Annotated in this window: 18 protein-coding genes; 2 read left to right on the top strand and 16 right to left on the bottom strand. The window is 39.5% G+C overall.

Annotated elements, in window-relative coordinates:
- Positions 1–39 precede the first annotated feature (39 nt).
- Positions 40–972 (top strand): PAS domain S-box protein, encoded by a 933-nt coding sequence (locus tag BM232_RS15080; RefSeq protein ID WP_245752831.1) that lies wholly within the window; start codon positions 40–42, stop codon positions 970–972.
- A 13-nt stretch (positions 973–985) separates the two neighbouring features.
- The gene (locus BM232_RS15075; protein WP_342708131.1) at positions 986–1,696 is read left to right on the top strand and encodes an ATP-binding response regulator; all 711 of its coding nucleotides are present in this window, start codon (positions 986–988) and stop codon (positions 1,694–1,696) included.
- Positions 1,697–1,728: 32 nt separating this feature from the next.
- Here the strand turns inward: BM232_RS15075 and BM232_RS06970 are convergent, their stop codons facing one another.
- From BM232_RS06970 to BM232_RS06895, 16 genes are all read right to left on the bottom strand, one after another.
- The gene (locus BM232_RS06970) at positions 1,729–3,216 is read right to left on the bottom strand and encodes a phosphomannomutase (protein WP_091712798.1); all 1,488 of its coding nucleotides are present in this window, start codon (positions 3,214–3,216) and stop codon (positions 1,729–1,731) included.
- Between the two features lie 9 nt (positions 3,217–3,225).
- Positions 3,226–4,623: a mannose-1-phosphate guanylyltransferase/mannose-6-phosphate isomerase gene (locus BM232_RS06965; protein ID WP_091712796.1), complete on the bottom strand. Its 1,398-nt coding sequence runs from the start codon at positions 4,621–4,623 to the stop codon at positions 3,226–3,228.
- A 31-nt stretch (positions 4,624–4,654) separates the two neighbouring features.
- Positions 4,655–7,045 carry a tetratricopeptide repeat protein gene (locus BM232_RS06960; protein WP_091712794.1) on the bottom strand — a complete coding sequence of 797 codons (2,391 nt, stop codon included), beginning with the start codon at positions 7,043–7,045 and terminating at the stop codon, positions 4,655–4,657.
- 9 nt (positions 7,046–7,054) lie between these two features.
- Entirely contained in the window at positions 7,055–8,584 is a 1,530-nt protein-coding gene (xrtD, locus tag BM232_RS06955) for a VPLPA-CTERM-specific exosortase XrtD (RefSeq protein ID WP_245752830.1), read from the bottom strand.
- Positions 8,585–8,616: 32 nt separating this feature from the next.
- A complete protein-coding gene (locus tag BM232_RS06950) occupies positions 8,617–9,747 on the bottom strand; it encodes a WecB/TagA/CpsF family glycosyltransferase (RefSeq protein WP_091712789.1) in 1,131 nt (376 codons plus the stop codon).
- 6 nt (positions 9,748–9,753) lie between these two features.
- A complete protein-coding gene (locus tag BM232_RS15205) occupies positions 9,754–10,230 on the bottom strand; it encodes an acyltransferase (protein WP_281248276.1) in 477 nt (158 codons plus the stop codon).
- Positions 10,231–10,399: 169 nt separating this feature from the next.
- Positions 10,400–11,026 carry a hypothetical protein gene (locus BM232_RS06940; RefSeq protein WP_143092269.1) on the bottom strand — a complete coding sequence of 209 codons (627 nt, stop codon included), beginning with the start codon at positions 11,024–11,026 and terminating at the stop codon, positions 10,400–10,402.
- 96 nt (positions 11,027–11,122) lie between these two features.
- Positions 11,123–12,352, bottom strand: a complete 1,230-nt coding sequence (locus tag BM232_RS06935; RefSeq protein WP_091712782.1) for a glycosyltransferase family 4 protein — start codon at positions 12,350–12,352, stop codon at positions 11,123–11,125.
- Between the two features lie 12 nt (positions 12,353–12,364).
- Positions 12,365–13,294: a glycosyltransferase family 2 protein gene (locus tag BM232_RS06930; protein WP_091712780.1), complete on the bottom strand. Its 930-nt coding sequence runs from the start codon at positions 13,292–13,294 to the stop codon at positions 12,365–12,367.
- A gap of 16 nt (positions 13,295–13,310) precedes the next feature.
- A complete protein-coding gene (locus BM232_RS06925) occupies positions 13,311–15,911 on the bottom strand; it encodes an AMP-binding protein (protein WP_091712778.1) in 2,601 nt (866 codons plus the stop codon).
- Positions 15,912–15,938: 27 nt separating this feature from the next.
- A complete protein-coding gene (locus BM232_RS06920; RefSeq protein ID WP_177207277.1) occupies positions 15,939–16,925 on the bottom strand; it encodes a glycosyltransferase family 2 protein in 987 nt (328 codons plus the stop codon).
- 2 nt (positions 16,926–16,927) lie between these two features.
- On the bottom strand, positions 16,928–17,446 hold the full coding sequence (locus BM232_RS06915) for a serine O-acetyltransferase (RefSeq protein WP_091712776.1): 519 nt from the start codon (positions 17,444–17,446) through the stop codon (positions 16,928–16,930).
- A complete protein-coding gene (locus BM232_RS06910; protein WP_091712774.1) occupies positions 17,439–17,966 on the bottom strand; it encodes a serine O-acetyltransferase in 528 nt (175 codons plus the stop codon). Before BM232_RS06910 ends, BM232_RS06915 begins: the two co-directional genes overlap by 8 nt.
- Before the next feature lies 1 nt (position 17,967).
- A complete protein-coding gene (locus BM232_RS06905; protein WP_091712772.1) occupies positions 17,968–18,957 on the bottom strand; it encodes a glycosyltransferase family 2 protein in 990 nt (329 codons plus the stop codon).
- 105 nt (positions 18,958–19,062) lie between these two features.
- Positions 19,063–19,860, bottom strand: a complete 798-nt coding sequence (locus BM232_RS06900) for a 2OG-Fe(II) oxygenase (RefSeq protein ID WP_091712770.1) — start codon at positions 19,858–19,860, stop codon at positions 19,063–19,065.
- A 71-nt stretch (positions 19,861–19,931) separates the two neighbouring features.
- A complete protein-coding gene (locus BM232_RS06895) occupies positions 19,932–21,086 on the bottom strand; it encodes a heparan-alpha-glucosaminide N-acetyltransferase domain-containing protein (protein WP_177207276.1) in 1,155 nt (384 codons plus the stop codon).
- Between the last annotated feature and the right edge of the window lie 44 nt (positions 21,087–21,130).

The following is a 21,130-nucleotide window of genomic DNA, read 5'->3' as shown; positions in this document are numbered from 1 at the left end:
CTCAATATGGGGATTGTCACGGAAACAGAGGTTTCCGAAGTGTACAAACTTTATCGATCACTGTTATTCAGTGTGATTGTCAGTATTGTATTTATCATTTTTATGACGGCTTTTGGTACCTATTTCTACCGTCGTTCCACCCAGCAACGGATTGTTTCATTGCAGCAACGGGATGCCATTATTAAACAAACCGATGATGGTTTTGTCACTATTGATGACCGGGGGAAAATCACCATGGTCAATCCCGCCATCAGTCTTCTATTTGGTTATCGGGAAGCCGAATTAATTGGTCAACCTGTATCTATTTTGATAGATGAAGATCAACGACATAAACATGATAATTATTTGAAACAAGCGGATATACATGAACCTAAAATTGTTCATCGAACCCGCTCATTATCAGCGACCAGAAAAGATGGCAGTCAATTTCCGATTGAATTAAATATCAGCCCTATGCTGTTTGGCCATCGTAAATTTTATATTGGCGTTATTCGTGATATCTCAGAAAGATATCAATATCAGCAAGAATTAATCAGAGCAATGAAACAGGCTGAGCATGCTAATCAGGCTAAAAGTGAATTTCTTGCCAAGATGAGTCACGAACTAAGAACACCGCTCAATGCCATCATCGGTTTCTCTCAGCTATTACTGATGGATAAGTTAAATGATGACCAGCGTGAGTCTGTCAGCATGATTGAAAGTTCAGGTAATCATTTGCTGTCATTGATTAATGAGGTACTTGACCTGTCACGTATTGAAAGTGGCCATATGTCAGTGTCTGTTGAAGATGTCGAATTAAAACCACTCATCGACCATATTCTGCCTTTTATACACACTCAACTTAAGGCGCTTAATTTAAGTATTACAGAAAGTTATCCCCGACAAGTCCCATCGCTCTTTGTCCGTGCTGACCACATTAAATTAAAACAGGTATTACTTAACTTAATTATCCAATGCGGCAAAATACAATAAGCCCCAAGGCAGTATAGAAATTATTGTTAGCCTTCCGGATAGTGACTCAATTCGTATTGCTATCAGAGATACTGGCTATGGTATTGATGAAAATTTACAGCAACGATTATTCGAACCTTTTGATCGTCTTGATAAAGATGCCTCCGATATACAAGGAACCGGCATAGGGCTTGTCATTAGTCGTGAACTGATTAAGTTGATGAATGGCAGTTTTGGCTTTGAAAGCGAGCGCGATAAAGGCTCGACATTCTGGATAGAACTTCAACGCTCATCGGTTAACAATAGCTCAGTTTTATCCCCTGCAGATAGTCAGCCTGATCAAATGGATGGCGCTCAGATTAAACATATCAAAATTTTATGCATAGAAGATAACCCAACTAACCTGAACCTGATGCAACGAGTTTTTAAACAATACCCGCAATTTGATCTGATAACAGCGGCCGATGCTGAAGCAGGCTTAGAGCTGGCCAGACAATTTGAGCCTGAAGTCATTCTGATGGACATTAACTTACCAGGCAAAAATGGCTTTGAGGCATTAAAAGACCTTAAGCGTTCTGCCATCACCCGTGATATTAAAACGATTGCCTTAAGTGCTAACGCCATGCCAATAGATATTGATAAAGGCCTGAAAGCAGGTTTTGATTATTATCTGACCAAACCGCTTAACTTTAATCTGTTAATTGAAACTATCAGCCGAGCTATAGAAAAACCTATCAAACGCTAAGCTTGGGGGAGACTCCATAAACGGACTTTATGTCAAGCTGAGTTAGCCCAGCATTGTATGGCGTCTAATACCTGCTGATTTAACGTTACTGCACGATGTTCATCACTGGCTTCAGTATAACAGCGTAGTTCAGGCGCATTACCAGAAGGTCTGATATGGATAATTTCATCGTCAGCAAATGACATTCTGATACCATCAGTTGTATCGACAGCATTAACCTCATCCATGAAAGGAAACAGTTGTTTAACCAGCTCTCGATTCAGATGATTATCAGGTAATAAAATTTCAAGTAATAATCGACTTTTTTCCAGTGCGAAGTTTTTCAGGCGATCACTACTGGTATAAATTGCTGGCATGGAAGAGTTCAGTTCAGACACGGTCTGTTGTCTTTGTTTAGCTAATAACAACACACTTAAAATAACAATCACAGCGTCACGTGTAGGCAAAGGACTTAATGTATTTCCTGCTAATGCAATCACTGATTGCTGTAGAAAACCGCCATTTGCTTCATAACCCACCACACTCTTTTCTGAGTCACTCGCCGCATTCTGCATTGCTGAGATGACGTACGGTGAACCTATTCGGGTACGTATGACCTGTTCAAAAAAGTCCGCATTCACAGAAGAATTACTGCTGACAGGAGTCACCACGATATCAGCAGCAAGATAAATCGCAGTCAATAACCCAACTATATCGCCTCTGAGCCAACGTCCATTTTCATCGCTGAGCAGTGGTCGGTCACTATCACCATCCGTAGATACAATCGCATCCAGCTTATTTTCAGCAGCCCATTGTTGTGCGAGTTTGACATCTTCAGGGCGAATTGCCTCAGTATCTACTGATACAAACTGCTCACTTCGACCTAAACAGATAGTGTTTGCACCAAGGCTAGACAAGATTTGTTGAAGCAGATCTCTAGCCACAGCAGAATGCTGGTAAATACCAATAGTCATTCCTGACAAGCAGTTTTCAGGGAAAAACTCGGAGAAACGTTCTATATAGAGTGTTTCAGCTAATAATGATGGCTTCGCAAGTATATTATCTTGCTTAACAAACTGACCATCGTTATTAAATAACTCATCTGGTAAATCAACAAACTGCTGTTTTATAGCTTGTTCATCCGCCTGAAGTATTTCGCCTATTGGCAGATTAAACTTCATGCCATTGCGATCATCGGGGATATGACTTCCCGTCACCATAATGCTCGCCATTTTATATTGGATGCCATACAAAGCAACGGCTGGAGACGGAATAAATCCTAAGTTAACAGGCTGTAAACCATAATGCTGACAGGCTGTGGCCACGGCATTCATAATCCGTGGAGTGCTTTGCCGAAGATCACCACCAATACCAACTCTATCGCCTTTCTGTATCTGCTTGCCAGCTATCAGATGCTGCAAAAATGCAGCGGTATAGGCAAAACAAACACGATCTGTCATATCAGTGACAAGGCCACGTGTACCACTAGTACCGAATTTGACGCCAGAATCTGACATCAATTGTTCAATATGAATTTTCATCTGAATAGTTTAATGACGATGGTAATTATCCTGGAAGCGGACAATATCATCTTCACCAAGATAGCCACCAGATTGAATTTCGATAATTTCTAAAGGCACTCGTCCCGGGTTATGTAGACGGTGCTTTTGTCCAACAGGAATAAAGGTCGATTCGTTTTCTGAGAGTAAAAAGACCTCATCTTCTCTAGTTACCTCAGCAGTACCCTGAACCACTACCCAATGTTCAGCACGGTGATGATGCATTTGCAAAGATAGTGACGCACCTGGTTTTACCCTGATACGTTTGACCTGAAACCGTTCGCCAAGATCGATAGAATCATAATATCCCCATGGACGGTAACAAAGACGATGATTTTCTGCTTCAGGTCGTGACTGCGCCTTAAGTTTGGCAACGATATCTTTGATGTCTTGTGCCTGGGCTTTGCTGGCAACCATCACGGCATCTGCTGTCTCGACAATCACTAGATCTTCAACGCCAATTGCCGAGACAAGTCGGTGCTCGCTATGAATATAAGCGTTTTTTACATTCTGTATTTCGACATCACCTTTGAGAACATTATTATTCTCATCCTGTTGTGAACACTCCCACAACGATGACCAGGATCCGACATCATTCCATCCGGCATCAAGAGGCACGACAACGGCCTTTTTAGTTTTCTCCATCAAAGCATAATCAATAGAGTCTGATGGACATGCTTCGAAAGCGGCTTTATATAAACGAACAAAATCTAAATCCTGTTCACTTTTTGCTACGGCTAGACGGCATTGTTCAACGATATCAGGATTAAATTTGTTCATTTCTTCAATCAATACTGAAGCTTTAAACATAAACATCCCACTGTTCCAGTAATATTCACCAGAACTCAGATATTGTTCAGCAGTGGCTAAATCAGGCTTTTCTACAAATTGCTTAACCGCAGAAATAGTGTCTTTTTCTTCAGCCTGAATATAGCCATATCCAGTATGAGCACAGCTTGGCACGATACCAAACGTGACCAGATTCCCGGCCATTGCCTGCTGTTCGGCAAGATTAATTGCCTGATGAAAGGCTTTATTATCAGCAATGACATGATCAGCAGCCAACACTAACAGTACAGGATCCTGCTCACGTGAAAGCGCCTGAAATGCAGCACTAACAATTGCAGGCGCAGTATTTCTACCTACTGGCTCCAAGACAATACTAGGAGACTCAATATCAATTTCTAATAATTGCTCTGCCACCATAAACCGGTGACTCTCATTACAAACAACGATAGGAGATGCACTATCCAAACCTTTCAGTCTGAGTATAGTTTGTTGAAACATTGAATCATCACCAAACAAATTTAAAAATTGTTTTGGTTTATGTTTACGCGAAAGTGGCCACAAACGTGTACCACTTCCGCCAGACATTACAACAGGTATCATTTAAAATTCCGTTCTAACAAGTTGTCAGCTATTAGTTGTCCAGTGAGCTCAATGCCGTGTCAATCTCGGCGATTAAAGCGCTATCATTATCTTGTGATGCTTGTTGCTTTGCCGTGTTTAGATATTGTCTGGCTAATTCACTATTGCCTTGCTTCGCATGTAAAACACCGAGATGATAGTTGAATACCGCCACATTTGGATCTAATGAAACAGCTTGTTCCAGTACGGGTTTTGCTTCATCAAGATTATTCAGTTTCACATTGACCCAACCATAACTATCCAGGAAATAAGGCTGAGTTGAAGACTTAAAGCGTTTAGTAATTTCCAATGCACGATTTAAGTTTTCTGGCGACTCAAACCGATCTGTTAATAAGCTGGCCAAATTATTGGCAGCGATATCAATATTATTATTCTTTTTCAGGATCGCATCATATAAATTACGAGCTTCACCATAATTACCGCGAGACTCTTCAATAGATGCCAGCTGTAATGAAAAACGGATATTGTCGTCAATATTATCAACAGCTTGTTTCAATATTTTTGCCGCTTCAGTGAGCTTGTCATTACGCAAGTAATAATCGGTCAGGAGCGAATAACCTAAAGTCCACTTTTTATCTTCTGCAAGCTTCTTCTCAAGAATATTGATTGCTTGCTCAGTTTTATCGATCCGGAAATAATGAATGGCCAGGGTAGCGAAACCATTCATTGACTGCGGATATTTCTGGTTGAAATTGTTCAAATAGTTTTCTAATTGTTCATTTTCATCCAATGCTTCCATACTGGTAGCCAAGCCCTGCATTGCACGACTTGAATTAGGATCCAGTTCAAGCGCGGCCTCATACTCGGCCTTTGCAAGCGCATAGTCACCCTGCCCCTCATATAACTGTCCAGACAATAAATGAGAAAGTAAGGTATCACCTTGTTGATCTTTAAGCAGGTCAATAGTTTCAATCCCTGCTTTCCAATCTTTTTTCAGGATTCTGATCTCTGTCAGTTGTTGCAATAAGTTGGTATTGGTCGAATTTTTTTCTAAGGCCGTCACCAAAACTTGTTCAGCTTTATCGTAATTACTTTCCTTAACCAACATACTCGCCACAGTTAATGCAGCAGTTGCATTATAAGGATTGGCAGCTAAAGCTTGTCGGAAACTGTCTTCTGCCAAGGCATCTGAACCCTGTTTCTGATAGGCTTGTGCCAGTAATATCATGGCTTCATCAGAATCTGGTGAGTTTCTTAGTACAGTCCTTAAATCCGTGACGGCCTGATCATATTTTTGATCGATTAAATCAAGTTTTGCTCTGACCAATAATGCACCACTTTCCTCAGGAGCAACATCAAGAACCGATTGGGCTAACTCACGGGCTTTGTTGAAATCCTGTTTTGATGCATAGTAAGACGCTAACATCACACGCGCCTTATTTCCGTTAATACCCTGCGGATCTTCTTTAACGATACTGTTCAATTCATTAACTGAACCATCAACATCGCCATTTTTATCTAACAAAGCCGCTTTAGCAAAACGTAACTCATAATTATCAGGTGCTGCTTTAATCATTTCATCCAGTTTGCTTAATGCCTCTTGTGGATTTTTCTGATTAATTAATCCTAATAAAAACTGCTGTGCTTCGGGATCATCAGGATGTTTTTTCAGGAAAGATTGTAGAATGTTTAACGCATCATCGTATCTATCCAGCTTTGAGACTAAAAGTTTAGCGTAAGACAATACCACTTCACGTTCATCAGGCTTACGCTCCAGAATCTCTTTATAGACATTAGCCATACCTTTATAGTCTTTCATTTCGTTATAAAGGCTTAACTCGATCAATCGTAGCGACATATCTTCAGGATATTTCTCAACAGCTTCTTGTGCTTTTGCAAGTGCCGCTGGTAATTGACCTTTATCTTTCAGGATTAAAACTTCTAAGGACAGAATGTCTTTATGATCAGGATAATCTTTTGATATTTCAGCAAGCAGTTTGGATGCTTCGTCAAACTTCTGCTCTTTAGCCAGAATTGAGGCTTTGAGAATTCGACCATCAAAACTTTCAGGTTTTAAAGACAATGCCTTATCGGCTCTGGTCATCGCTTCATCAAGCTTACCGCCTAACAGATAGAGACGTCCCAATTTAATTTGAGCATCAACATGATTGGGATCCAATTGTTCAACCGTGGTCAGATTAGCAAACATCTGTTTCCAGTTTTTGCTTTGCTCATCCAACAAGGCTAATCGATAGTAGGGTTCTGCTTGTCTGGGATCAATCTGAATAGCATTTTTATATTCCAGCCGAGCTTTGTCATAATTTCCGTTATCAAAAAACTCGTTACCACTTTCAACATAATCCGCTGCAGTATCAGCAGAGCTTCCACAGCCCGCCGCCATCCCCAGCATCAATACCAGTAATAAACCTTTACTCGCTTTCATATCCCTACCTTATTCAGCAATATATTGTTTTAACTTTGGCTCAGCGACCTTCATGAAGGACAATATTCGTTGTTCTGCTTGAGCCACTGTTTCATTATCCGCCACCATGGTGACCATTCTCACCAGTGAACCATCTGTTCTGTTTTTTATGATTGAATCCTGTAATAAGTACCACTTGTTAATGTACTCATTCGCAACAATACGACCATGCCCCTGAAACCAGTAATAAACCAGCTGTTCTTGTGTGCCTTTTTTAATAATGACACGATTGGCAGGATGACCATTCGCTTCAATTCGGTCAAATGCAGCTATCTCCCAACCTCCACCAGGAATACATACTCGCGGTGAATGCGGTGACTCACCTTTACGTTGCGTTTCATAATAAGCCACATAAAAGTTAACCGTTTGCTTCTGCTTATTTTGATAGTTGGCTAATAAATAATCCGTCATCGCCAATTTGGATTCAACTCGGTCATCCAAAGGCATTTGATATCCTGTCCACTCATCCAGCTTCATCGGAAAATTAACCAAAGCTTTATGCTCTGGAATAATTTCCTGACGATTATCAATATAGTGCGTTACACCATAGCTTGATATAAGGGTGAGTATAGTCAAACCAAAAATCAGCAGATTTCCCGATGCTGATGAATTATTTTCATAGAATATTGGTTTTGTTTTGTTATATTGCTCTACCCCAAAAACATCAGAAAATGAATATCCCGTTGTCAGCTTTTCCATTAGCCAAATCAGTAATGCAAGCAAACCGGCACAGGCCATGAAGATAATCCAACCTTCAAAGTCATGTAAAAAGCCTTCAGCTTGGGCAATGCCCCAGTTATCTACCAAGACACCAATCACACCAATTCGGAAACTGTTCATCAAAATAGTGATGGGAATAGTTGCCAGAAAAACCACAGCTTTTTTCCAAAAGCTGGCACGGTAGAAATATGCAGCAATAAAGCCCAAGCTCATTAACGGGAATAAGTAACGTAAACCACTACAGGCCTCAACCACCTGGAGTTTGTATACCCCAAGATCAATGATATTGCCTTCAAGGTAAACAGGAATATCAAATAGACGGATAACCTGAACCCCTAACCAGGATGACACCAACTGCAATTTGGCAGTTAGAACAACCTCAATAACGTAGGGTAAAGGTATAGCAAATAACAGTAATAATAGCGGAGCAAGTGTATATCGGCTGGCTTTGCCAAGAAAAATCATAGACAAACCAACCAGAGTCAAAACAAAGGAATATTGAATTAGAATAAATAAGGCGCTTAATTCACCGAGTATGTATACGAGCAATGACAATAAAACAATAATATAGCCACTCCACATAGGGCGGCTGACCGATGAGAGAATCAGGTTCTTTTTCTCCCAAAGAATGTAGAGGCTCACTAATGGTATAAGAAATCCGTGGCTGTACTCTTCCTGTGTGTTCCACCGCGCGTATGCCTCAGCAATCCCCCCCCAATAGGTGATAAAAGCCAACACAAGCGTGACAATAAATACACCTGCTTTCTGATAGCTCAACACTGTGCCTGCTCCTTGCCTTTTCTTATGAAAAATTAACCTGAGATTACCTTGAATCGTTTTAAAACACCAGCTAATGACATTAATCGTTTGATTTTCTGTTCAAGGTTCAAAATAACAACTTCACAACCCAACACAGAAAGATGACCTTGAAGTATCAATAGCCTCGCCATAAATGTACCGTCAATGTAATTCAGCCCTCTCATATCTATCTTCAACTGAGGACGCATTGTTAACAAGGTCGAGCTTATCAATGCATCTAGTTTCTCAAGATTATTAGCATGGAAACATCCGGCTAAAAATAAGGTATCCGTGTTAGGTTGCCAGTTGACGGCATTATTCTGGCTCGCATCACGCTTATATTTTTTATTCACAAAATAGTAGGGAAGTTGTTTGGTCAGTAATAACCAGCTCAAACTCCAGCCATCTTTTAAATACCGTTTCCACAAGTTCGGTTCTTGTTTTATTCGCCATAGCCATTCCAGCCCCAATTTACGCCATTTTTCAGGGGCCCTGACAACTGAGCCGGCAACAAAGTTAATCACCGCTCCCAGATGGCTAATCACCGGAACGTTTAGCTTGGTAAGATTATTCATAATCCAGGCTTGGCCTTTTTTTGCACCCAGTGCGACAAGCAGAAAATCAGCTTCGGCATCATTAATTTTCTGAATAATCTCATCTTTGCTCATATCTTCAATACTGACAAAACCAGGATCGTAGAAACCAACACTCACCATACCTTTAGAATGTGTGTTGAGTTGTTCGTGTGCTTTTTCGGCAACGCCACTTTCACCACCAAAGAAAAACACTTTAATCGGTTTATCTCTATGTTTTTCAGATAAAAACTGGAATAAATCTGACCCCGCTACACGTTCCTTAACAGGGAATCCCATTAATTTAGCTAACCAAACTAATGGCATACCGTCAATTACTGATAAATCACTAATAGCGACTGATTGATAAAAGGCATTATCCTCATGAGCCGCGATAGTGAAGTTAATATTAGGCGTGGAAAGAAAACAACGTTTTTTGGATGAAATAGCTTGTTCAATCAATGTTGCAGACTCAACAATAGTGACAAGGTCGAAAGGTAAGCCTAGCAAAACATGCTGCACTTTCCGCCTTGGTAAGCCTTCAATATTGACTGTTTTATCCCCAATTTCCATAGTTAACTATTTGGTTGTTGAGGAAAAAAAGAATTCCTGTCTCATTTTTTTGAGTTTTGGCTCTATAGATAAATCATAATCACCATCTCGCATCTGAATTAAATCATTCCACGGATAGCTATCTGTTTGTTTCTCCAGCTTTTCTACAAATTGCTCTAATGTTGATATTTTTTTTGCTGGAACACCAACAACAACAGAGTCCTCTTCAATATCTCTAGTTACAACAGCTCCAGCCCCAACCACAACATTAGGTCCAATAGTAACTCCCGGTAATACTATTGCTCCATGGCCTATAAAAACATTATCTTTGATGTCAACTTTACCGACTGAGTCCAGCTTTTTATTAAAAGCTCTATTTAATACAGCTATCGAACCATCATGACCGAGGATTGTACAGTTTGTAAGCATTACATTATCACCAATAGATGTATACTCTGGATCTGTAATATTTGTATATGGCCACAACACAACATCTTTTCCCATATGGTACAAATTTCCCCAGATCCTTATGTATTCTGAATACTCTACAGCTGAAGGCTTACATACCTTTAGATATAGACTTTTTAGTCTACCTGTTTTAAACGCTATGGTCTTAATTAGCTTACGAAGCATGAATCCTATCCCCAAAAGTCAAACAAAAAGAACTAAAACATCATCGTAAATTTTCTGTTTCATTTATCGTACCCCACATTTCCTGGTGCGAGCTCACTACTGGCAAATCAAAACAACAATGTGCATAAATCCAACCGATAAGCTCAACCAATACCCTCTTAGCTCCCACACTGGTTTGCCACCAATGCCCTAAACTGAACTCCTCAGGAGAAGCGCTAATAATACCTATTGGCATAGGTAAAGCCAGAAAAGCTTGTTGATATAAAAACTGTGTTCTGCGGCTATGAACATCCCCAGAAAATACGTTTATACCTTTCATCTCATCTCTAATAGGCGATGATTCAATAAACTTTCTTACCATAACAGCACTTAAATATGTTCTATCCTGAGCAGAAGCTGGGGTTGGAATGACCTTAAGCCTTTTCGCACTAAGCCCCAATAACGTCAACTGATATGCGGCTTGTTCTGCATAAGAATCAAACTGATCTGTAAAGTTTTTTGCTTCAGGGCCCCCTGTGGTAATCACCAAGTCATAATGCCCGGTTCTAAATTCAGCATAAGCCTGACTCAGTGCAGAAGACTCAAGCCAACCTTCTACGACTAGAATATTGGCTGAAACAGGCTCCTGTTTTGCTAAAAAGAATGCAACATTTTTTATCAAAAACAATGCTATTCCCAACACAAGCAATAGGCTGAACATCACAGTCCAAATAGTAGGAACAAGAATATTTCGCCTTCTGAAAAAAAATCCTTGTTTCTGCATTTAAAAACGGCCAATTGTTTCAGTAAATAATGTCTGTAACCGCTTGGCATTGATATCTTGTGCAAATTCCTGTTGCACTTTTTTCTCAGCATTACTGATGAGTTGCTCCCGTAAAGCTTCGTCATTTATCAACTCAAACATCGCTGCAGCTAATTGTTCACTATTACCAGGCTCAATTAACTTACCCGTTTCTTCATCAACGACCAGCTCTGGAATTCCTGAAATCTTTGAGGATATAACGGCCGTACCTACCATCATGGCTTCCATCAACACGACAGGGATACCATCCATATCTCCTTGCTTATCTTTTTTACACGGTAAGACAAACAGATCCAGTTCAGTGACAAATTTCACCACCTGATCATGTGGTAAAGGCCCAAGAAATATGACTTTTTCTGTCAGTTCAAGTTGTTTGACTTGCTGTTTTAATTCCTCTTCTAGTGGCCCTGAACCGGCAATCTCGACAATGAAATCAGAAAATTGAGTCCGCATGATAACTAAAGCAGAAATAAGCGTATCAATGCCCTTTTTCTCTACCAATCTACCGACGACACCTATACGAACAGGACTTGATAATGCTGTTGAAGACTTACAAGTGAATACGCGACTATCTACGCCACAACGAATAATTTCTAATTTTTCAGGTTCAACCTGATAGGTCTGCTGAATATAGTGACGGTTAAAATCAGAAATCGTGGCAAAAAAAACTGACCTTTTCACCTTTTTGTCTAACAATAAACCACGTTCAAATATATCATTAGCATGAGCGGTTACACTGAAAGTAATTCCAGACAGCATACTGGCATACATCGCAATATCAGTAGGTACATGTGCAAAATGTACATGTAGATGCTGAATGTCATTCTCTACTAAATCTTGCGCCAGCTTAGCTGCATAGATGAACCGATAAAGTAAACCTCTTGCATCTCGAGACATAATGTTCACTTGGAACATGTCTTTCACACATTCACCAAGGGCTTTTATGTAATGAAAAGGCTTTTTAGCCAGTAATTTCAGGTGACTAAAAAGCACCTTCTTTTTTGAAGTCGCATAAAGGTATATAACCTTCGACCTCAATTCATCAAGGTCTTGAACAGTGGCTGGCATGATCGGTTTATGCACAGAGAACGGTATTATCTCGTGGCCTAGTTCAGTCAACGCCAGAATTTCGTTATATACAAATGTGGCAGATAACGCAGGAATCTCAGGTGCCAGATATGCCAGTTTCAAACGTATTCCCTTCTAGCCGTGAGATTGTTGCCAAACAACTGTTTGTTGTTCGTTTAACTGTCGAGTTGCTTCAGCTTTCCCTTTAATAAGGCACTGCCATTGGTAATGACGAATAAACGCAACCAGTGGCTTATCAGCGAATCTTGGTTGACGGGTCAACATACTTTTCACATATCCCCACCACATCGCCGCACCACCAAGAAAATAAGGAGGATGCAACATACGGAAGATTGAGGAAGCCGTCATATAAATCAGCCCGGTCCCCATAAAATACTGACCAAAACCATGACGCATACGTCCGGTGAATATGCCTTTCTGACTAGACCCCATCGGTCTCAGGTGAATAAACTGTAAATCAGGCTCATCCCAGCTAACCGCTATCCAACCTAGTTGACGACACTTATGGCAATCGATGCCATCCCACATCACCTGGCGAACAAATCCACCGATTTCCTCAAAACACTTTCGGCGATAAAACTTTGTCATGCCAACGGACATCTCATCACCGCACTTTTCACTGATAAGCTGACCTGAAGTTTTATCTCTGAAATAGGCTTTGCCACTGCATGTACCAATCCGTGGATTCTGATTCATGCGATCAATCAAAATCTCAAAATAACGTGATGGTAAATCTAAATCCAGATCAAACTTACAGACAAAATCAAACTGACTGACATCTACCTGATCATAGCCATAATAAAACGCTTCAATCACACCAGGACCGACGCTACGATGCCCTCGGTTCTCACGTGTAATCACTTTAATAAAAGAGTATTTAGCAGCATACTCAGCCAGAATTTGTGGTGTAGCATCCGTTGAACCATCATCAACAATTACCCATAAGTCAGGCTGAATGGTCTGATTCACAACACTATCCAGTGTTATTCGCATGTAGTCAGATTCGTTGCGACAAGGTGAAACTAAAAGATAATTATTGTTCATTATTTCATCCTGACCTTTACTGGAAACTAATACTATGCAGCTTTCTATACAACAAGTAACTCAGTAACAAAAAACTCAGCATAGGAACTACAAGTGCGATGCCATTGCTTATACCATAAGCAATAAGAATATCTTTGAACGGCATGACCACCTCGTGAAGTACAAAGAGAGGGAATGCTAAAATGCCAGTGACAGATAACAACTGCATAAAATACCGTTTTATTTTTGAAGATTGGTCATATGTAACAAGGGCATAAGAAACCAGTACAAGCAACAAAATAATAACACCACTGTAAGAAATCCATCGCCAAAGATAGTTTTCTCTAACAGGCCAATGATTCCACATATCTATATTGTATACATAGGACCAAGTACTTATTCCCAATAACAATACAGCAAGGCCTGCGTAAAAGTATGGTTGTCGTGTACCAGTCCTTAGTGGAATTTTATTTAATAATAAGCCAATAACAACACCTATCAGTGCACCAGACATCATTAAGAAATAAGCATATTTCCCAGTTAAAATTAATTTAATAAATTCAGCGATCCCATAAGTGTGTACGTCTGCAAGATGCGTCACAGCACCGTAATGGAATAAATAAAGCATTATTGACAGTACTAATGAAAATTCAATCGGATAGTTAGTTTTTCTGATTAATGTAAACCAGTAATACAGCGTTAATGATGCGAAAAAATAAAACGTCAGAACAGAGTAAAACGAATTTGTAAAATCAGTAAAAGTCAAAACTCTGGAGCTAATCACCGATATCGACCAGAACTTTATCAATGCTAATATAATTATTCCTGTTCCCAATAGTACTGCCGTCTTACGGAAAATCCCCTTTAACCTATGAGGGTCTCTCTCTAAAAGTGGATATAAAGAATAACCTGCACCAACACCATAGATTACTGCAAACCCAGGTGTCCCCATTGACAATAGTGGACCTGCCATTGCCGTGAACTGCTCGACATTACCGAATATTTTTTCTAATAATCCTTGATGCCAGTGAGCAAAAATAACAATTAAGACCATCAGCCCTCTGACAATACTAATAGTCATTGTATTTTTGATCGAATCAGAACGTATAGTGTGAAAAGAACTTTCACTGTCAGTGTCAGACATTTTTTTAGCAATTTCACGTACGGTTAACCCTTGTAACATCCCTTTAGATATCTCTTTAGGAACACCCTTTGACTCCATAGCTACCAGAGCACCAATGGCTGACAAAGAGTCACCGCCTAAGTCATAAAAGTTACAATCTGGGTTCACACTCTCAAGTTTCAATACTTCAGCCCAGATTTGTGCAATATCAGCTTCTTCGGAGTTCATCTCATGATAGAAAGTTGTATTACTATCCGTAACCAGCTCGTTATCAGTCGAGGACTCGTATAGTTTTGCCAGTTCCTTACGTTGTACTTTGTTGGTAGAAGTAACAGGAAACTCTCCAAGAGCTACAAGCTTAATAACATTTTTATTATTGATACCAAACTTTTTGAGTACAGAGGATAACGCACTACTCAATACACTTGCACTTAGCTCAAGATCATCACGATAAGCTAATAAAACGGCGTGCCCAGTTAATTCATCAGGAACTGCACAGATAGCGATTCCTTCTTTTAATCCTGTTAGTTCACGCACTTCCCTTTCAAGAGCGTCCGGTGATAATTTAATACCACCACAATTGATGAGATCATCAGCACGACCTTTGTAATAAAGATAACCATCGTCCAGAACGCCTAAATCACTTGTATGAAACCAACCGTCATCATCTATATTAGAAACATACTCACCTGATTTAAGTAATGTTTTAGCAACATGTGGCCCCCGAATACAAATACGGTCTGATTCAGAAATTTTAAACTCCGTTTTACCATAAGCCCGACCGACAGATTCCAGGGCATCTCCCGAAGTTTGATCGAGTCGTAAGAAGCTGCTACGCGATGCTTCCGTTAAACCATAATGCTGTGCAATTTTTGCTTTAGGAAATAGCTCAACTAGCTCTTCTTTCTCAGCACGGCTCATGTACTGGCTGCCAATCTCGATCCACTTTAATTGATAACGTTCATCACCAAATATCTGTTTATTTTTCAATAAAACACGCCAGAGACTGGGAACAGCAGAAACAGCATTAATTTGTTCAGCACTGAGCATATCTCTTATCTCTAAGGGATCGAAACCCTTCTCAGGCAAATATGCCATGCCTCCAACCGCGGCCACCGCTCTAAAGCGGCCTAGACCAAAAGAAAAATTGGCAGGAATACCAACATATTCCTTGATTGAGGAATCTACTTCCATGATAGAGTTCAATCGTGTTGTGACATCATCCAATGCTTCATGTGTTAACAAAACACCTTTGGGCTCCCCCTCCGTGCCTGAAGTAAATGCAATTTGGGCTAAAACATCATCATTTATGAATTGAATATGTTCATTAAACCATCCAGCTTCTGTGGCTGGATTAATCACTTTGGATACACCTGTCAGCTCAATACGTTTATCGTTTTCATCACGGAGTAAAACAACTGTTTCATTTTCTGAATAGCACTGAAAGATAGCTTTGACATAAGCAATCGAGTTCTTCGAAACAATCCCTGTTATCTGCTTATCACTTAACGTCATCTTTTAGTAACCTCGTTCAGATGTTAATTACTTATACTCAATAATGGTGTTTGTCTTACCACGAAGTTTATTTATATAGAAAGAAAATAAACCACCACATTGGGGGAATTTGGACGCCACATTAGAAAGTGCATAAAAAAAGCTTGGTCTAAATCGTCTGAACTGACGAAAATATTTTAAAGTCAACCGTATAATCTGAAATGGATATACAAATAGTAAACAAGCAAACATGAGATGGAAGAAACATAGAAAAGCAATGATAAGTGGTAGTCCAGCAGCCCAAAATACTATTCTCATACAATCCGACTTTCTGAACTGCTCTTCAGACTCACCATGCAACTCATAAGACTCAGCATACGCATGCCCTGCTCGTTTATGTCGTTTCCACCATTGTGATATTTTTGTCATAGCAGCGTCATGCAAAGTCATCTCAGCATCCAGTCGCATAATTCTCCAGCCTTGCTCTCGCATACGAAAGCACATTTCAGGCTCTTCACCCGCAATCAAACTTTCACGATAACCATTGACTTGCTGGAATGCTTCTACTCGTACAAGAGCATCGCCACCGCATGATTTTGCCTCACCAACAGGCGTATTCCACTCGATATCACAAAGTTGGTTAAATACTGAAGTATCTGGATAGCGTTCCCGACGTCTTCCACAAACGACAGCATAAGCATCAGACTCCTTAAGAAAAGCATAGGCTTTCTCTAACCAACCGGCTTGGACTTCACAGTCACCATCAACAAATTGAATATACTCGACTTGCGGGTTGAGGTTTAGCAAAGCTTTTGCCCCCTCATTACGAGCTCGTGCTGCGGTAAATGGAATACTCAGGTCAAGATTAACTACATAAACGCCTAATGACTCGGCTAATTCGATACTAGAGTCTGTAGAACCAGAATCTACATAGATCACATATTTCAACTGCTCTCTAATTGATTCGAGACAAACTCTCAGGCGCTCGCCTTCATTTCGACCAATAACAACAGCACCTATCGAATTGTTATTCAAAATCAACTATCCATTTCTTTTGTCGAACCAATGACTTTCGCAGGGACGCCTGCAACAATAGCAAAGTCTGGAACATCTTTTGTCACGACCGCATTAGCACCAATCTGAGCATGCTTGCCAATGGCGATGTGCCCGATTATTTTTGCACCTGCCCCAATATCTACATGCCCTGCAATTTTAGGTGCACCGTCATTGCTGGACTTAACACCAATCGTGACTTGTTGATGAATCAGGCAATTAGGCCCAATTATAGCCGCAGAGTGAATAACAATCCCATTGGGATGGGGCATCAACACACCACCATCTATCTGACAGTTCAAGGGAATATCAGCTCCAGTAATCACAGTCCAGAACCTGTAGCGTAAAACAGCTAGTTTCTTTAATAGCTTATTCAAGAAGCTTACTTTAGCTGTATATCTCTGGTAGTCCCGTATGGCAGATAGTAATTTTTTGGAAGGTGACCAAAAACATTCATTCTGTTCACGTGTCCAGTCAGGTATTTCAGCTGAGATCTTATTCATTTATCCTCACTTCTGATTTTATTTTTATTACCTTCGCTGGAATACCAACAGCAACTGCATAATCAGGTATGTCATGTATTACAACAGCATTGGCTCCAATACTGGCATGATGACCAATCGTCACTTTACCGAGTATTTTGGCTCCAGCACCAATATTGACATAATTGCCGATAACCGGCGCATCAAAAGGTGAGTCGAGACTTTTATTTCCAATAGTGACACCTTGCCGAATAATACATCCATCACCAATCTTGGTATTACCATGAATCACAATGCCATGTTGGTGTTCAAAAACAACGCCTTTCCCTAGCTGAACTGTGTAGGGAAGTTCGATGCCATACTTGAAGCGAACATGCCTCTCCATCATCCGATATATCAGACTCAACCCTGCCCTTAAAAAGCGAGGTTGAACAGACATTCGCCAACGACCAAAGCGATAAACAGTCAATGTTCTAAAACCAGCAAGGTTAATCGTTTTATTATTCGCTTTACGGTCATCCCTTATATTGGAAAAAAACATGTTAGAACCTATCTAACCATGACAAAAAAATACTATTTCGCCAAAAATCTCTAAGCATGTATTCGGGATCAGTTCCTTTCTTCCGCTGTATCAAATAGCGGAGTTTCAATAAGCTAAACCCTAGCCCCCAAGCTAAGTCTGCCAACATAGTGTAAATGACACCATAATTTTTTTTGAAATAATGCTGTCTTGACTGGAACCAATACTTAGGACGTCTTCTTCTTTGAACATCTCCACTTACAACTCCAGTGCTTTGCCCGACGTAATGCACAACACGACTCTCTGGTACATACCAACACTCCCATCCTTGACGTTTTGCTTGTAAACAAAAGTCTGTTTCTTCGAAGTAAAGGAAATACGTTTCATCCATCATACCAATATTATCAATGGCTTTGTAACGTATAAACATGCTTGCGCCAGCAACCCAATCACATTGTTCGCTATTTAATGGTATAGACGAGGGAGAGACGAGTTTGCTTTGGAAAAGTTTATCGAGTATGCCAAGACGTAGAGCAGATAGTAATTCACTCCCTATAGTATGAAACCTGAATGCTGAGCATTGGGGTTGTCCATTTGGCGCCTCAAGTCTACTTCCTAAAATTCCAGCTTGAGAATTTGAATCCATAAACATTAATAAAGCATCCAAAGCATTTGTTTTCATCTGCGTATCAGGATTTACAAGCCAGACATATTGCGGTTTTTTGCCATAAGATTCTATTGCATGCCCGATAGCAAGGTTATTTCCATAAGAAAATCCACCATTCACTTCAGCAGGAATAAGCTTCACAAATTCCTGCCAATTACTTCTGTCTATAAGACTTTGTATTTCAGATACAGAGTTATCTGGTGACTTATTATCAATAATAATAATTCTGTCAGTATCAAGATCAAGTTGAGAGATAAGTGTTGGTAGAAGATTACATACTAGCTGCGATGATTTATAGTTAACAATACTTACGGCTAATCGAAACGTTTCTAAATTGCTTTCCATTTTTAACTATCAGCCTAAAGTTTAGAGTGCAATGACAGCCTGTGTTAAATGCATTAAATTTCCAGGCATAAGTTTAAAAATAATCAGAAGAAAATACTAATATAGCTAGCTAATAAGTTTATATTTAATGGCATTGATGATTTTTTTAAAGCGTTTGCCCAGTTTTTCGATAGGCATAGAAACATGCCCTCTGAGAAATTCATCTGGTCTTGGCTTAAAGATTGTTGAATGCTTTTTACCATCCCACCCTTCTGGTGCATCTTTTGTGTAATAGTATGTAGCAAACGATTGTCTTACAACACCTTTAGGACAATGAATTGGAGTTACTCCATGAAAACTAATGTCACTCGTTACAAAGCCACATAAGCGATTAAATTTTGGTTCAAAGTAACCTATTCTATTTTTTACATCTTTATCCCATAGGTCAAGATATCCACCATATTCTTCTTTCCAATTTTTATTAAAATAGAGTAAAAGATTGAGCCTTCTATGCATTTGATTCTTTTCAACAAAGTTAAAATCGACATGAACATCCAAGCGACCTCCGGAGTCAGTTTGATGTATGCCCCCACCAATTAAGGTCGGATCAGATTGAAGTGAGTCAATATCAAAAACGTAGCTCAGCATTTCGACAAATTCAGCAGATGCTAAAAGATCATTCAATTGTTTAATCGGCGGGGGAAATAACTTAGAGTCTGTTATTTGAACTTTTTTCTTCTCATTAACTGCTTTAAATTCAAAACCAACTTTTTGTGCGTACTCATAATCGGGGAAAGATTCAAATATTGCTTCAGCAAACTCTTCCTTGAGAAAGTCATCTAAACAAAAATGGGGAAATTCCGGTGCATTTTGTACCCTATTTTTGAATTCTTCAACATTAATCAGGTTAACCAATTCCCACATATAAAATCCTTATCAAAATTCAAAACAGCTACGCCATGGAATCTTAAATGTATCACTCTAAAAAAATAATTTCACCTAGTGTTATTCGAGTATTTTCTTGAATAAGAAAATGCCAACATCAAGCATAATAAATATTGTGCTAAAAACGTTAGTAAAAATACTCCCTTAAAGTCTGGATACGTATTACAAAGGATAGCGAAAATAACAATACATAAACAAAAGAGGAATAAATATGTATTGTTCTGCTTCAAAGCCAAATACATTGCAAAAGAATCTGTACGCTTTGCAATATAAAAACAAACGAGTAACCACGGAGCAAGAGAAAATAAATATATCTCGGCACTCATTGTCACATCTAGGATATTTGTGATGTTTAGAAATAGATAATGAATAGGGACAATAGCTAAACTACTTACTCCTTGCATAGACAAACTGGCTGAAATAAATTTCATAGCGAACAACTCGCTAATTATATTAGCGAAGGCTACGCAAAATAAGAGACAAGCAATGCTAGCTATAAAGAAATTAACAGATACGGTACCCCATCTGAAATAGATAGCACCATGATTACTCATTACAAAACTAATGAAGCTAATTATCAGTCCAGACAGTAGCATTAATGAAATTAATGGTAACAATAACTGTTTATATTTTTCATTATGGGATTTATATATCGCCCCGAAAATAAAGCCTATCAAAGGGTATATTAACCAAGGTGTTAACCAATAGGAGACACCATCTATAGCTTTTATTCCAAGGATAACGGCTATCCAATCGTTATTGCTATAATGCCCACCATAATAGCCTCCCACACCATACCGGATAATAAATAAGATTAATATGGAGATAAAAGCCTTAGTTATGGCATTATTTCTGCCACGAAAGAAATGAAGAAAAAGCATAGAAAATGCAATAAATGCTAGGAAATCCCATCCAAAAGAATGGAAGTTACCGCCTCGCATAAAAATATCTGCCACAATCAGAATAATGACTTTAATCAAAAGCGGCCGTATTACAGCTGGCCGTCCTTGCTCATGAGCAAGACCAAACCCCACACCAGTTGCAAAGAAAAATAAAACAGGAGCGAAACTACTAATAAAGCTAATACTAGTTATATACTCATAATGAAAATCAGATTTATTTAACCATTGTACTAGCGAGTGATTAACCAACATAAAAATGACAGCAACCCCTCTTAAAAGATCTAGTGACTGCCATCTTTTCATTCTCGCCCCTCCCCAGCTTCCATAAATAATTAACATCTTCCTGA

Origin of the sequence: Methylophaga sulfidovorans (genome assembly GCF_900114205.1) — a bacterium.
Classification (GTDB): Bacteria; Pseudomonadota; Gammaproteobacteria; order Nitrosococcales; family Methylophagaceae; genus Methylophaga; species Methylophaga sulfidovorans.
Note: the sequence above shows the minus strand (reverse complement) of the source record. Positions and strands in the feature narration are given on the sequence as shown.